The sequence below is a fragment of the Thermophagus xiamenensis genome (assembly GCF_900112795.1).
Lineage (GTDB): Bacteria > Bacteroidota > Bacteroidia > Bacteroidales > Marinilabiliaceae > Thermophagus > Thermophagus xiamenensis.
Genome location: NZ_FONA01000001.1, coordinates 62,395 through 77,279 on the forward strand (window position 1 = coordinate 62,395; position 14,885 = coordinate 77,279).

Annotated in this window: 15 protein-coding genes; 13 read left to right on the forward strand and 2 right to left on the reverse strand. The window is 43.0% G+C overall.

The window, feature by feature from the left end; translation table 11 throughout:
• The first annotated feature begins 34 nt into the window (after positions 1 to 34).
• Positions 35 to 1,243 carry a D-mannonate dehydratase ManD gene (gene manD / locus BM130_RS00230; RefSeq protein WP_010527292.1) on the forward strand — a complete coding sequence of 403 codons (1,209 nt, stop codon included), beginning with the start codon at positions 35 to 37 and terminating at the stop codon, positions 1,241 to 1,243.
• A 71-nt stretch (positions 1,244 to 1,314) separates the two neighbouring features.
• On the forward strand, positions 1,315 to 2,697 hold the full coding sequence (locus BM130_RS00235) for an MFS transporter (protein ID WP_029626559.1): 1,383 nt from the start codon (positions 1,315 to 1,317) through the stop codon (positions 2,695 to 2,697).
• Positions 2,698 to 2,897: 200 nt separating this feature from the next.
• Here the strand turns inward: BM130_RS00235 and BM130_RS00240 are convergent, their stop codons facing one another.
• Positions 2,898 to 3,872, reverse strand: a complete 975-nt coding sequence (locus tag BM130_RS00240; protein WP_010527290.1) for a hypothetical protein — start codon at positions 3,870 to 3,872, stop codon at positions 2,898 to 2,900.
• 364 nt (positions 3,873 to 4,236) lie between these two features.
• On the opposite strand from BM130_RS00240, the gene BM130_RS00245 reads away from it, so the two are divergent.
• Entirely contained in the window at positions 4,237 to 4,557 is a 321-nt protein-coding gene (locus BM130_RS00245; RefSeq protein WP_010527289.1) for a single-stranded DNA-binding protein, read from the forward strand.
• 129 nt (positions 4,558 to 4,686) lie between these two features.
• Here the strand turns inward: BM130_RS00245 and BM130_RS00250 are convergent, their stop codons facing one another.
• Positions 4,687 to 5,430 (reverse strand): CDP-alcohol phosphatidyltransferase family protein, encoded by a 744-nt coding sequence (locus BM130_RS00250; protein WP_029626558.1) that lies wholly within the window; start codon positions 5,428 to 5,430, stop codon positions 4,687 to 4,689.
• 475 nt (positions 5,431 to 5,905) lie between these two features.
• Between BM130_RS00250 and BM130_RS00255 the strand changes: the two genes are divergently transcribed.
• The 10 genes from BM130_RS00255 (at position 5,906) to BM130_RS00300 (ending at position 14,798) form a co-directional block, all read left to right on the forward strand.
• On the forward strand, positions 5,906 to 6,301 hold the full coding sequence (locus BM130_RS00255) for a bacteriohemerythrin (protein WP_010527287.1): 396 nt from the start codon (positions 5,906 to 5,908) through the stop codon (positions 6,299 to 6,301).
• A gap of 26 nt (positions 6,302 to 6,327) precedes the next feature.
• The gene (locus BM130_RS00260) at positions 6,328 to 6,735 is read left to right on the forward strand and encodes a bacteriohemerythrin (protein WP_010527286.1); all 408 of its coding nucleotides are present in this window, start codon (positions 6,328 to 6,330) and stop codon (positions 6,733 to 6,735) included.
• Positions 6,736 to 6,958: 223 nt separating this feature from the next.
• A complete protein-coding gene (hisG, locus tag BM130_RS00265) occupies positions 6,959 to 7,819 on the forward strand; it encodes an ATP phosphoribosyltransferase (protein ID WP_010527285.1) in 861 nt (286 codons plus the stop codon).
• Between the two features lie 207 nt (positions 7,820 to 8,026).
• Positions 8,027 to 9,307: a histidinol dehydrogenase gene (hisD, locus tag BM130_RS00270; protein WP_010527284.1), complete on the forward strand. Its 1,281-nt coding sequence runs from the start codon at positions 8,027 to 8,029 to the stop codon at positions 9,305 to 9,307.
• A gap of 269 nt (positions 9,308 to 9,576) precedes the next feature.
• Entirely contained in the window at positions 9,577 to 10,410 is an 834-nt protein-coding gene (locus tag BM130_RS00275; protein WP_010527283.1) for an alpha/beta hydrolase, read from the forward strand.
• Between the two features lie 66 nt (positions 10,411 to 10,476).
• Entirely contained in the window at positions 10,477 to 11,511 is a 1,035-nt protein-coding gene (gene hisC / locus BM130_RS00280; protein WP_010527282.1) for a histidinol-phosphate transaminase, read from the forward strand.
• A 43-nt stretch (positions 11,512 to 11,554) separates the two neighbouring features.
• On the forward strand, positions 11,555 to 12,463 hold the full coding sequence (locus BM130_RS00285; protein WP_010527281.1) for an alpha/beta hydrolase: 909 nt from the start codon (positions 11,555 to 11,557) through the stop codon (positions 12,461 to 12,463).
• Positions 12,464 to 12,557: 94 nt separating this feature from the next.
• The gene (gene hisB, locus BM130_RS00290) at positions 12,558 to 13,694 is read left to right on the forward strand and encodes a bifunctional histidinol-phosphatase/imidazoleglycerol-phosphate dehydratase HisB (protein WP_010527280.1); all 1,137 of its coding nucleotides are present in this window, start codon (positions 12,558 to 12,560) and stop codon (positions 13,692 to 13,694) included.
• Between the two features lie 63 nt (positions 13,695 to 13,757).
• The gene (locus BM130_RS00295; RefSeq protein ID WP_074964205.1) at positions 13,758 to 14,237 is read left to right on the forward strand and encodes a hypothetical protein; all 480 of its coding nucleotides are present in this window, start codon (positions 13,758 to 13,760) and stop codon (positions 14,235 to 14,237) included.
• A 117-nt stretch (positions 14,238 to 14,354) separates the two neighbouring features.
• A complete protein-coding gene (locus BM130_RS00300; RefSeq protein ID WP_010527279.1) occupies positions 14,355 to 14,798 on the forward strand; it encodes a DUF6146 family protein in 444 nt (147 codons plus the stop codon).
• Positions 14,799 to 14,885: the final 87 nt, after the last annotated feature.

Below are 14,885 nucleotides of genomic sequence, written 5' to 3' on the forward strand. Positions count from 1 at the left end.
AAAAACACACGAACAAAACTTAAGAACTCATTGTATGAAAATAACCGATGCAAAAGTCATAGTCTGCTCGCCAGGTCGTAATTTTGTCACCCTTAAAATTTATACCGACCAGGGGATCTACGGGTTGGGCGACGCCACCCTTAATGGCCGCGAACTAGCTGTGGCCAAATATCTGGAAGAGTACTGCATTCCGGCACTCAAGGGCCGTAATCCCCTCAACATCGAAGATATATGGCACTATTTTTACCGGGGTGTATACTGGAAACGTGGGGCCGTTACCATGACAGCCCTTTCGGCCATCGACATGGCCCTGTGGGATATCAAAGGCAAAATGCTCAACACACCACTGTATAACCTTTTGGGCGGAAAAAGCCGCAACAAGGTTTTGGTTTATGCCCATTCCAACGGCATAGATCTGGATCATGCGTTGGAGAGTGTGGCCCAAGAACTAGACAAAGGTTTCAAAGCCATCCGGGTGCAGTCGGGGATTCCCGGACTAGATCACACCTACGGTGTAGCCCAAAAAGGCGAAAAATATGAACCCGCCACCAAGGGTCTCCCGCGGGAAGACTTCTGGGACACCCACAAGTACTTGAACTGGGCTCCTAAACTTTTTAGCAAGGTAAGGGAACACTTTGGGGAAGACCTCCTTTTGTTGCATGATGTTCATCATCGGCTCACCCCCATTGAGGCTGCCCGCCTGGGCAAGGAGCTGGAACCTTTCCATCTGTTCTGGATGGAAGATGCGGTGACCGGAGAATTACAGGAAGGCTTCAGAGTGGTGCGCCAACATACCACAACCCCTTTGGCAATTGGGGAGGTTTTTAATTCGGTATATGATTACACCACCCTCATATCGGAGCAATTGATCGATTTCGTGCGGATGCCCATCGTACATGGCGGCGGGATCACCCATTTGCAAAAGGTGGCGGCATTTGCCTCCATTTATCACGTTCAAACCGGATTTCACGGAGCTACTGACTTGTCGCCGATCAATATGGCGGCCGCCCTTCATTTCGACTTTGCCATTAACAACTTTGGCATTCAGGAATACATGCCTCACGAAGAAATCGTCAACGAAGTGTTTAAAATCAATTACCGTTTCGAAGAGGGGTACATGTACATTGACGACACCCCGGGTATTGGCGTCGATTTGGATGAAAAGGCCGCTCAAAAGTTCCCCTATATTCCGGCCAGTCTACCCGTAAACCGGAAAACCGACGGCACCTTGTTTTACTGGTAAAAGGAGTTCAGAGGTAGACTTTTATCATAAGATGATTGTTCCTATATTTGCCAGGAACAATCATCTATATTATGGACTGGACACGAAAGCAGTTCTCTATTCTATCTATGGTAGCCATAACCTCCTTCATGGGTACCTTTCTGATCTCCTCCATCAACATTGCATTACCAGCCATCGAAAAAAGTTTCGACATGGATGCGGTTACTCTTAGCTGGGTGGTTACTTCGTTTTTATTGTCGATGGCCCTATTGTTACTTCCGGCGGGGCGCTGGGGCGATTTTACAGGCATTCGTCGACTCTTTAAATTCGGCGTCATTCTTTTTACCATGTCTTCTCTTTTATGTGGCATAGCACCATCAGGGTATTGGCTCATTCTGTTTCGGTTTATTCAGGGTGCAGGAGCTGCATTTACCAGCACCACGGGTCCGGCCATTCTGGTATCTGCGTTTCCTCCCCGGCAACGAGGAAGAGTATTGGGCATGTCGGTATCGGCCGTTTATCTGGGTCTTGCTTTTGGCCCTTTTGCCGGGGGCATTCTAACCCAGTCATTAGGGTGGCGTTCCATATTTTATGCTTCAGCCTTTTTGGGAACAGGCGTGGCGATTATCACTCAACTCTTTCTTGGGAAAGATGACACATCCGCCCAGGAAAGTAAAAGTAAATTAAGCCTGAACAGCCTTGTTTTTTACGTTGCAGGCCTTACGTCAATGGTCTTTGGATCCTCATTAATACCGAAGCTACCAGGATGGGTGTTAATAGGAACAGGTTTTATAGCTCTCATGGTGTTTTGGAAAAGGGAAAGCCGCTCGGCCCATCCTGTTATTCCCACCAGACTATTCACCCAAAACCGGCTGTTTGCCTTTTCCAACCTGGCTGCCCTGATCAATTACAGTGCCACTTTTGCCATTGTATTTTTGCTTAGTCTTTTCTTACAAAAAATACAACATATGACACCCCGGCAAGCAGGCATGGTGCTCATCGCACAACCAACAGTGATGGCTATATTTTCACCTGTTGCAGGCCGTTGGTCAGATAAATTAGAACCCCGAATTCTGGCTACCCTGGGAATGACCATGTGTGCCTTGGGGCTGGGTGCCTTCACTCTTTTAGGCCAAAACACCTCCATTGGAATGTTGGTGGCACTTTTGATATGGATGGGACTGGGATTTGCTTTATTCTCCTCCCCCAACATGAACACCATTATGAGTTCTGTTGACAAAAACAGGTACGGACTGGCTTCGGGGACGGCAGCCACCATGAGGGTTCTTGGTCAAATGGCCAGCATGACCATTGTCACCTTCATGTTCGCCCTGCTCTTTAACGGACATAGTGTCGACACTATTTCATTTCCCACTTTTCTAAAGGCCATGAAATATGGATTTCTGACTTTTGCGTTGATTGCAGCGGCCGGCATTTTCTTTTCTTATAACCGGGGGAATATGAACAGGGAATAAAAGAAAATGTCTTTATGCGCTGATACACCACAAAAAAGGGATTCAGCGTTCAAAGAAATCCTATACCCCCATAACCAAAGATCCGATTTGTTTTTCATGGCTCCGTGTCAATGCATTTTGCCATTCATCTTATGAGGGAAAAAGCCGAAAAGTAGTTTTTTTGTTACCACAGTTTTCCCTCCCACCAGCGTTCCCCGATGTCATTCTTCCTCAGGAATCTCGTTTTCGCCAAATTTTACCGATCCCAGGTTGGTAAGCTGGTATTCGTCCAAAACCAATGATACATCCGCATTTTCATCTACCTCCGTAACCGTCATCCTGTTAATAGTTCCTTTTTCCTTGTCATGGCTTTCGCTCTCCATCACCATACCTTTGTTTATTCCCTGAGAGTACAATTTACTCTTCAAAATGGAAGTGTAAATATCCGCCGACAACCATTTCACCGATTGAGTGATCCATAAAGTTCCCTCATACTCATCCGTTTCATAAATGTATTCTTCACACTTGTAGCCAAGAATATTCTTGGTACGACCTGTTGACTTCAGCACTTCATGGCCCTCATCGCTATCTATTTCTTCATCAACAACATCTGAAAAAACATTGTCCCAACCTCTTATGCCATAAACGACACCGGTTTTTTCACCATCTTCTTCGGTAAGAACAATCGTTGCATTGTTGGCAAAGTCCATAATAAAAATACCTGCCGAGGTTTCCTTTCCTGTATCTGGATCACCGGCTATAAACTGGTAAGCAAAGTTTTTCTCACCGGGGGATATCAGGGTAATCACATCACCTTCCTCTTTTACTTTACCTTGTTTGTTCAACGAGGTAAAATGAAATTTAATTTTTGATGAGAAATGGTACTTATCGGCAACGGATACAGGCTCGGACGAAATGCTCATACCTTCCATCATTGAGCGAATTTTATTTCTCTCTGTCGAATTTTCAGATTGCCCTTCATTAACAGATGTATCACTTCCTTCCAAAGCATCTTCAACGTTATCCAGACCTTTGTCGATTTGTTCATCCAGTTTCTTCTCGGCCCTTTCTTCGGCTTTCTGTTCAGCTTTTTCCTTTGCTTTTTTAGCCACTCTATCCAGAAATCCCTGCGAATACCCGGGCATTACCATTGACCCAATCAATAACATCATCCACAATTTCAGCGTATATCTCATCGTACTTTAAATTTTAAGATTAAACCCTATTAAAATTAATTATCACGTATTGCATTATCACACAATAACAAAAGACTTTAGCCTTTATACAATTACCGGAAGTTATTACGACTGAATCATTTTGTCAACACCAAACCAGATTACGAGTAAATATTGTTTAGGATACACATAAAAACGTGACTAAACTTTAAAGCGAAAAGCCACTTCCCGCAAACACCTCATCAATAACACTTTGAAGATTGAAATTGTTTAAAAACCATGTCTGATAACATTATTACTGTAAAAAAATATTTTATAACTTTATCAATCATTAATATGACAAATCCATAATCAATTAGTTGTTAACCCTAAAATTTAATTTGTCATGTTAAAAATGATAGTATCCGGCACCCTTGGACAAGATGCCGAAATACGGGAAGTAGGCAATAAAAAAGCCATAAACTTTGATGTTGCCGTATCTATGGATTACAAAGATCAGCAAGGCAACAAGGTAGAACGCACCGAATGGGTCAGAGCCGTTATTTGGAAAAATGAGGGTCAAAGCACAAAAGTGGCAGACTACTTAAAGAAAGGGCGCAAAGTGCTGTTAGAAGGAATACCATCAAGCGAAGGTTTCAAAACCAAAGATGGAGAGATAAAATCTGCTTTGAACATTAACGTCAAAGAACTGGAGTTTTTAAGCTAATGCCCTATTTTTTGGACGCACCAGTGAAAGAGGGAGTCAATCCTAAAATTAACATTACCAATGTCAATGATATAAGTTATCGGCATTTCAAAACCTCCACACAAACGACGAATCTGTTACTACCTGCTTTTAGACTCCCTCTTTGCGTTTACTAAAAAGTAATTTTCCAATTGAAAAAAGAACATATAACAAAACGGTTACCGCTATCCCCCCAATACCAATAAACAAAACCGACAACAAACCAATCAATAACAAAAGATAACGCAATTCGTTGCCTTTCACACAAAACGACTTAAACTTTAGTGAAAACATGGGTATCTCGCTCACTAACAACAGGCAAAAGACAGCAATTAAACCCAACACCACATAGGGCGAAGCCAGTTTCGGCCAAAGACCTCCGTTTGTAAAAATAAAATGTACCAAAGAAACCGAAAACATACCAGTAGCAGTAGTGGTAAGTCCTAAGAAAGTTTCAGTTTGACGGGTATCTATGTTAAACTTGGCCAAACGCAATGCCGAAAAAACGGTCAAAAGAAAAGGTATTAATAGTAATATCCGATCCGAACTTGTTAGTTGCCAAAAATTAATATTCCAATCCTGCGTCATGCCATAATGTAACAGCGACATATAGGCAGCGGCAGGCGCCAAGCCAAAGCTAACCAAATCGGCCAGGGAATCCAGTTCTTTGCCTATATCGCTATATGCATTTAACATGCGGGCGGCAAAACCATCCGAAAAATCGAAGACAGCAGCCAAAAGGACACACCATGCCGTCAGGTCTGGTTGGCCCTGTAAGGCCAGAAACATACCGATGGTTCCTAACAACAGATTTAAACTCGTAAGCGTATTGGGAAAATGTTTTAATAGATTCATATCGAACAGAGAATTTTTACAAGCAACAAAAGTAACTTTTTTAAGCTGATTATCGATTTTACAGAACCGGTCTTTTTGAAACATCAATTAAACCAATTGAATGTTTAAGAAAACCGACAAAAAATAAAACAACCTCCGTTAATCGATATTTTTTTGTACATTAATCAAATATTTTCATCCCTTCATCACTTCAACTTGACTTTTTCTGCTATTGTTTTTTTACAAGCCATTATTTTTGCCCGCAAAATCATTACAAGACAATTTTCTTAAAGAAACAGGACTACTTTTTACTAACCCTACAGCAAATTAATGCAACCCCAACCTGCATTGACCATCTAATCCATTCAATAAAACTCATTTTGTCATTTTATTAGGGTTAAAACAATTTTAAAGTAAATATCACATTTGTCAAACCAGTTTGAACAGAATATTTAAACCAATAATATTTTCTGTTTAAATTCTAAATTTATTTAACATGCTAATTCAATGGACAGAGGACTTGTCGGTAGGCAATCCAACTATAGACAAAGAGCACCAAAAATGGATTTCTCTTCTCAATGATTTTTACGAAGGGTTAAAAGCGGGGAAGTCAAAGGAAAAATTGACCGAACTTGTTTTAGGGATGCTGGAATATACAAAATATCATTTTGCCGATGAAGAGCGCTACATGAAATCTATCGGCTATCCCGACCTTGAAAAACATAAAGAGAAGCACGATTTCTATGTAAAAAAAATCACCGAATTTTACGAAAAAATTCAAAACAATAAGTTAATCCTTTCATTAGAGGTCACTAACTTTCTAAAAACATGGCTTATAAATCACATCAAAGGAACGGATCAGAAGTATGCAGAATTTGCTAAAAACAAATAATGTACCACTCAAAAACCCAGTAAATTATGAGTTTAATCAAATGGACGCCTGAATTTTCAGTTAACCATCCTGAGATCGACAAAGAGCATCAAAGTCTTTTTGAGATGCTGAACCGGTTTTATCAAGGTATTCAAGAGAGCTCGCCAAAAGAAAAACTGGCACAACTCATTAAAGGACTTATCAATTATGCTCGGACTCACTTTAAGCATGAAGAAGAATATATGCGATCCATAGCATATCCAGGGCTTCTGGCTCATCAAAAAGAGCATCAGGAATTTATGGATAAAGTCAATGAATTTTATGAAAAATATACTAATGGTCGCCTAATTCTTTCTATTGAAGTAACCAATTTCATTAAAAACTGGATTACGAATCATATAAAAAAAGAAGATAAAAGGTATGCCACCTTTGTCGGAAAAGAGAAAAACGCCTAAAAATTTGATTTTGCAAAAAAAGAAGCTATTTTTGCATTGAATTGACAGATAAAAAAGAAAGTTACTTATGATTCATTCAGTACATCACATCCATTCTCATCATCATTACTGCGTTGTATGACGAGGGTGGGCTGATTGTACCATAAAAAGATAGAAAAGCTTACCTCGTTGGTAAGCTTTTTTTTTTGCTAAGAAAATTAATAAACAAGGAAAAGATTATTCAATGGAAACAAAACTACGTATTGCGTTACAAAAGAAAGGGCGATTATTCGAAGATAGCTATGCCCTGCTTCGCGAGGCGGGTATTAAGTTTAACTTGGGCAATGGGCGCCTGGTAGCTTCGGCCACTAAATTTCCCATCGAAGTACTTTTTTTACGCGATGATGACATACCACAAACTGTGAACGACCAGGTGGCAGATATCGGCATCGTTGGAGAAAATGAACTAAAAGAAAAAGGATTTAAACTAAAAACTGTCAAAAAACTGGGTTTTAGCAAATGCCGGCTATCACTGGCTATCCCCAAAGAAATAGAATACCCGGGTCTGTCATGGTTCAACGAAAAAAAGGTTGCTACCTCCTATCCTAAAATATTGAAAGATTTCTTTTCAAAAAAGGGGATAAATGCTCAAATTCATGAGATTGCCGGATCCGTAGAGATCGCTCCCGGTATTGGACTGGCCGATGCCATCTTCGACATTGTCAGTTCGGGCAGTACCCTGGTGGCCAACCACCTGAAAGAGGTGGAAAAAGTCATGGACTCGGAAGCAGTATTGGTCTCGTCCCAAAATCTGCCTCCCGAGAAAGAAGCCATTCTCGACCAGTTGATTTTCCGCATTAATGCGGTGATGGCCTCCAGTTCTAACAAATACATTCTTTTAAATGCTCCTAACGACAAGGTAGAACAAATTGTAAAAATTCTGCCCGGCATGAAAAGTCCAACTGTATTACCACTGGCACAAAAAGGTTGGTCAAGTATACATTCGGTAATTAAGGAAGACCATTTTTGGGAAGTCATCGGACAACTGAAAGAAAATGGCGCTGAAGGCATACTAATTGTACCTATTGAAAAAATGATTTTGTAAATTGGCCCAAATCTCATTAAATATAAGTACACAGGAAGAAGACAGAAGAAGTCATTAGTAATTAGCCAATAGTCATTAGTCTTTAGTCTTTAGTCATTAGTCTTTAGTCATTAGTGGTTAGTGTTGAATAACTAGTGACTAACGACTAACCACTAATGACTAATTTTAAGAACCAATAGTTCAATGAAATAAGTAAATTTTATACGAATGCAAATATTCACCTATCCGGAATCGTCTCAATGGGTTCAACTCACGCAACGAGCCATTGTCGACCAACAGGAAGTAATGGAAAAAGTAAAACCCATTCTTCAAGCGGTCAAGCAACATAAGGACAAAGCCTTGCAGGAATTAACAGCTCAATTTGATGGTATTGAATTGAGTAACTTCGAAGTTACTGAGGAAGAAATTAAACAAGGATGTTTAGATGTTGACAGCCAATTAAAGGGTGCTATAAATAGTGCACGGATCAACATACGTCACTTTCACGAAAGCCAACAATTACCAATAAAGAAAATTGAAACCACACCGGGGGTCCAATGCTGGCAACGCAGCACCCCCATCGAAAAGGTAGGTCTATACATTCCTGGGGGCTCTGCCCCTCTCTTTTCAACCGTACTGATGCTGGCCATTCCTGCCACCATTGCCGGATGCAAAGAAATCGTATTGTGTTCACCGCCAGATAAGGAAGGAAAGATCCACCCTGCCATTCTATTTGCGGCTCACCTAACAGGCGTAACAAAAATTTTCAAGGTGGGGGGTGCCCAGGCAATTGCAGCCATGGCCTACGGCACTGAAACCATCCCTAAAGTCGACAAAATTTTTGGGCCAGGAAATAGTTTTGTGACTGCAGCCAAACAACTGGTAACGCTGGATGGCATTGCCATTGATCTTCCTGCCGGACCGTCAGAGGTAGCGGTTATGGCCGACGAAAGTGCCCATCCCGAATTTGTCGCTTCTGATCTTTTGTCTCAGGCTGAACATGGGCCCGATAGCCAGTCTATTCTTATTACCGACAGCGAGCAATTAGCCAATGATGTTACCATTGCCATCAACGAACAGCTAAAAAGTCTACCCCGTATCTATACTGCAAAAAAGGCACTGGAAAACAGCCGCATTATTTTACTAAGCAACCTGGATGAGATGATAGACTTTTCTAATCTATATGCTCCCGAACACTTAATCCTGGCGGTTCGTAACCCCAATTATGTTGCCGAAAAAATCACAAATGCCGGATCGGTCTTCTTAGGCCATTTCACACCTGAAAGTGCAGGCGACTACGCTTCCGGAACCAATCACACCCTACCCACCTATGGCTATGCCAGGGCTTACAGCGGTGTCAACCTCGACAGCTTTTGCAAAAAAATTACTTTCCAGGAAATCACAAAAGATGGCCTCAAAAAGCTGGGACCCATAATTGAAACCATGGCCGAAGCAGAGCAACTGGAAGCACATAAAATGGCCATATCGGTGCGATTAAATAAAATCTGACGACCAGGCATGATGACTTTCCCATTCAATAGGCACAAAGCAATAACTAAATTAAAAATCATTGGAATGAAACGAGCATGACCAAGAAAGCTTTTCACAAAAGAAAATGTATAAACTGACGATCATGCCAGTTCCATCAGACCAATAACTTAATTTAATTTTATACTGATGAAACGAGCATGGCGGCTGTTGCCACAAAAGGACATGTATAAATTTTATTAAGCCATGCGAGTTCCATTCGGCCAATGAGTTAAATAAATTATATACGAATGAAAGCAACATTTCTGATTTTTCTGTTACTTGTAGCGGGACAGTTGTCCAATGCACAGCAGAATACTGGATACCAAACCGATTCAAATATCCATTACTATTCCGAAGACATCAACCGTTCGAATGACTATATAAACGAACGATGTGTTTTGGATATCTACTATCCTGTCAACAAAAAAGGTTTCAGCACCATAGTATGGTTTCACGGGGGCGGGCTAACCCAGGGGCACAAAGAAATACCGGAGGCATTAAAAAACAAAGGGATCTGTGTCGTTGGGGTCAATTACCGGTTGTATCCCAAGGTCAAAGCGCCCAGATACATTGAAGATGCCGCAGCAGCTGTGGCCTGGACCATCAAAAACATCCACCGATACGGGGGCGATTCCTCCCTGGTCTTTGTATCGGGACATTCTGCCGGCGGCTACCTCACCAGTATGGTTGGTTTGGACAAACGCTGGCTGGCTAAATTCAATGTAGATGCCAATGAAATAGCCGGCTTAATACCTTTTAGCGGGCACACCATCACTCATTTCACCATTCGGGAAGAACGAGGAATTCCCGGTACACAACCGGTGGTTGACGACCTGGCACCCCTCTACCATGTAAGGCCGGATGCACCACCATTGTTGCTGATCACGGGCGACCGAGAGCTGGAAATGCTCGGACGTTATGAAGAAAATGCTTATCTGATGCGTATGATGAAAGTGGCGGGCCACACCCAAACCCGATTATATGAGCTCGACGGTTATGGCCACAACATGACTGCCCCGGCCTTTCCCCTGCTTATCCATGAAGTGGAGCGTATCACCCGTGAGAAAAACAGGAATCATTAAACCGCCTGTAAGTCTCATAATCCGGCAGCATGCCACAAAATATGCCAACACTAAAATAGTTTAGCAATGAAACCACTAGAACAGTTATTACGTCCCAACATAAAGGATCTCAAACCCTATTCCTCGGCCCGCGATGAATACAGCGGCGAAGCGGCCGTCTTTCTCGATGCCAATGAAAATCCGTTCAATGCCCCCTATAACCGCTATCCCGACCCCTATCAAAGGGAACTCAAAAGTCATATTGCCGGCATTAAAAACATACCACCAGAGAAAATTTTTCTGGGCAATGGCAGTGATGAGGCCATCGATATCGTTTTGCGGGCCTTTTGCGAACCCGGCATCGACAATATCGTTTCCATAGCTCCCACCTACGGCATGTACCAGGTGGCCGCCGACATTAACAACATCGAAGTCAGAAAAGCATTCCTCACTTCCGACTTTCAGCTCGATCCCCAAGCCGTCCTCAACCAAGTGGATGAACACACCAAAATCATCTTCCTTTGTTCTCCCAATAATCCTACCGGCAATTGTTTCCGCGATAGGGATGTCCTTGAAGTCCTTAAAGGTTTTGACGGGATAGTGGTAATGGACGAGGCCTATATCGATTTTGCCCCCGAAAAAAGCTGGCTCCCCCGCCTTAACGACTGGCCGGGGCTGATCATATTACAAACCTTTTCCAAAGCGTGGGGAATGGCCGGCATACGACTGGGAATGGCTTTCGCCAACAAGCAAATAATAAACACGTTTAGCAAAATTAAATATCCATATAACATTAACATTCTGACTCAAAAAACCGCCTTGGATTTTATAACCCAAAAACATACGCAGATGCAGGCATGGGTTAAAGAGATACTATCCGAAAAAAAGATACTCACCAACGCCTTAAAACAATTACCCTTTGTTCAGCACATTTTTCCCTCTGATGCCAATTTTCTTTTGATAAAGACCCAAAACCCAAAAAAAATCTATAATTTTCTCGTGGAAAAAAAGATAATTGTCCGCGATCGTTCATCGGTGGCGTTATGTGAAGGATGTCTGCGCATTACCGTAGGCACCCCCCGAGAGAACCGGACACTGATAAGTGCCCTTAAAATGTTTTGACATCACGAAACATCAAGGATATAACTTTTTAAACCATACCAACATGAAGCAATTAATTATATGGATTTCGATGACCACGTTCGTTTTCACCAGCCTGGCACAAGATGCTGTTTTCCCGCTTTACAAAGGAAACATTCCCGGCAACAAAGAGGTTGAAGTGGAAGAGGTACGCCACGTCTCGGGCAGCGGTTCACCCATGCTCACCAAGGTTACAAAACCCGAATTATGGTGGTATTCGGCCGGAACCGAATCGCCCAGGCCGGCCATCATCATTTGTCCGGGTGGGGGATACGGCTACGAAGCCTACCAACACGAAGGGGTGCAGGTAGCTCAATGGCTGGCCGAGTTAGGCTATCAGGCCTTTGTGCTTAAATATAGATTGCCCGACGAAACACTCTTTGAGCAGGCCACATTCATCCCTATGGCCGATGCCCGTCAAGCCATCCGTTTGGTTCGAAAAATGGCCAAATCGGTTGGCGTCGATGCCCAAAAAGTAGGCATCATGGGCTTTTCGGCCGGCGGACACCTGGCTGCATCGGCCTCCACTCTTTTCAACAAAAAAATTCCCTACGCTAAAAAAGGAAAGGCTGTCCGCCCCGATTTTTCCATTCTTATCTATCCGGTAATCTCAATGACTGATGAGCTCACCCACAGAGGCTCAAGAAAGGCTTTGCTTGGCGATGCACCTTCACCCGAAATGATCGAACTCTTTTCGCTCGAAAAACAAGTATCGCCCAGCACGCCTCCGACTTTTATCCTTCACGCTGCGGATGACAAGGCCGTACCGGTAGGCAATACCAACGCCTATGCCGCCGCTTTGAGAGATAACAATGTGCCGGTAAATGAAATAATCCTGCCTCAGGGTGGTCATGGCTTCGGCTTCCGAAAAGAAAGTCCGGCCTTTCAGTGGACCGATCATCTGGCCAAATGGTTGGAAAACAATATTCGATAACAAAACATCAATCCTACCCTTCGATATTTCAACATAATACATTAGCCACCAATCTATCTTGTCACAATATATACCGTCAAAATTGAAAATTCCTATGGAAAAACCAAAACGTATTCTGTTTATTGACCGCGACGGCACCATCATAAAAGAACCCCCCATCGATTACCAGGTAGATAGTCTGGAAAAACTGGAATTTTATCCGGGGGTCATGGTCAACCTGGCCCGCATAGTCCGGCATCTGGATTTCCAGTTGGTGATGGTAACCAACCAGGACGGACTGGGGACACCCTCATTCCCCGAAGAGACCTTCTGGCCGGCTCACAATAAAATGCTGGAAACATTAAAAGGCGAAGGCATCCAGTTTTCGGCCATTCACATCGACCGCTCCTTCCCCGAAGATAATGCCCCGACACGCAAGCCACGCACCGGAATGCTTAAAGATTATCTGTCGGGGAACTATGATCTGGACAACTCCTTTGTCATTGGCGACCGGTTGACCGACGTGGAGCTGGCCAAAAATATGGGATGCAAAGCAATCCTCATGAAAAAGCCTGAAGAAGCTATCCCCCTCCTCGAGGAACAGAACCTTAAAAATTATTGTGTTCTCTGTTCTACCCGTTGGGAGGAGATTGCCGACTATCTCTTTACTAAAGAACGCCAAGTCACCGTTGAGCGCAACACCTCCGAAACTAAAATTAAAGTCACCCTCAACCTCGACGGCACAGGCAGCTGTGACATAAGTACAGGCCTCGGTTTCTTCGACCACATGCTCGAACAAATAGGCCGACACTCGGGTTGTGACCTCCAAATAAAGGTTACGGGCGACCTCCATGTGGATGAACACCATACCATCGAGGATACGGCCCTGGCGTTGGGCGAGGCCCTGAAAAAAGCATTGGGCGACAAACGGGGAATAGAACGTTATGGTTTTTCATTGCCCATGGACGATTGTATGGCGCATGTGGCCATTGATTTTGGCGGGCGTCCATGGTTGGTCTGGAAAGCTAAATTCAAAAGAGAAAAAGTGGGCGACTTACCCACCGAAATGTTTTATCATTTCTTTAAAAGTCTGGCCGATGCCGCCGCTGCCAACATTTATATTAAAGCCAAAGGAAAAAATGAACACCATAAAATAGAAGCTATCTTTAAAGCACTGGCACGAGCCATAAAAGCAGCCATACGAAAAGACCCTTTGAACAGGCAGCTCCCTTCTACCAAAGGATTTCTATAACAGGAAATTCGATTCGTTCCGAAGATTATTACTTCGCTGCAGGAAAATTTCGGCAAGGAGCGAATGCCTTTGCAACGCTGCAGCAAAGTTTCGGCAAGAAGCGAAAGCTATTACAACGCTGCAGCAAAGTTTCGGCAAGGAGCGAAGGCCATTACATCGCTGCAGCAAAGTTTCGGCAAGAAGCGAAGGCCATTACATCGCTGCAGCAAGGTTTCGGCAAGGAGCGAAAGCTATTACATCGCTGCAGCAAGGTTTCGGCAAGAAGCGAAAGCTATTACATCGCTGCAGCAAGGTTTCGGGAAGGAGCGAAGGCCATTACATCGCTGCAGCAAAGTTTCGGCAAGAAGCGAAGGCCATTACATCGCTGCAGCAAAGTTTCGGCAAGAAGCGAAGGCCATTACATCGCTGCAGCAAGGTTTCGGCAAAAACATCATATTGGCACATCAATTGCATGACAATCAACCAGATATTTTTTCATTTCGAAGCATTGACACAAAGCCCAGCCAATCATTTTTGAATTTCAAGATAAAAAGTTTGTATTAGCTGGTATAACAAAAACACGTATTGATTTTACGGCTTATTACTCTTAATTTAGAGTAATTGCAACAAATTAGGATAAATAGATCGGGATATAAAACATATCACTTCAAGATTTCAACCATGAAAAAGATTGCAAATTTTATCTGGGGAATGCTTTTGATTCTGGGGGCCCTTTTGGGCCTTTTCCTGCCTGCCTGTTCATCAACCCAAAAAGCCACAGACACAGCGCCTAAATTAAAATTGGAAAAGAATGCCAATGTCCCTGGTGAAGATTCGGTTGAATACGAACTTATTGTTCTGGATCCAAGGTATGAATCATGGCTTGCTACTCAACCACCCGCCAATTTTTATTCGCAGCAATATTATGAAAACTGGAACCACCGTTACGTCACCGAATGGAACCACCGGCACAACCATCCGTCGCGTTACGGAAACTTCTATGAAACCTACATCGATTATGATCCAAGTGTCGATTATGGCCTTGAACTAAATTACAGGCTCTACAATTACTTTCGTTTTATTGAACATGCCTATGGCATTGTTTTAATCCCACGCGGGAGGTAAAGTAATTGGTTTATGCCTTAACCCACCCTAAATTGCATAAACTATCCGGAAATTGGTACCTCACATTAAGTTCCTACTAGCTTTTCT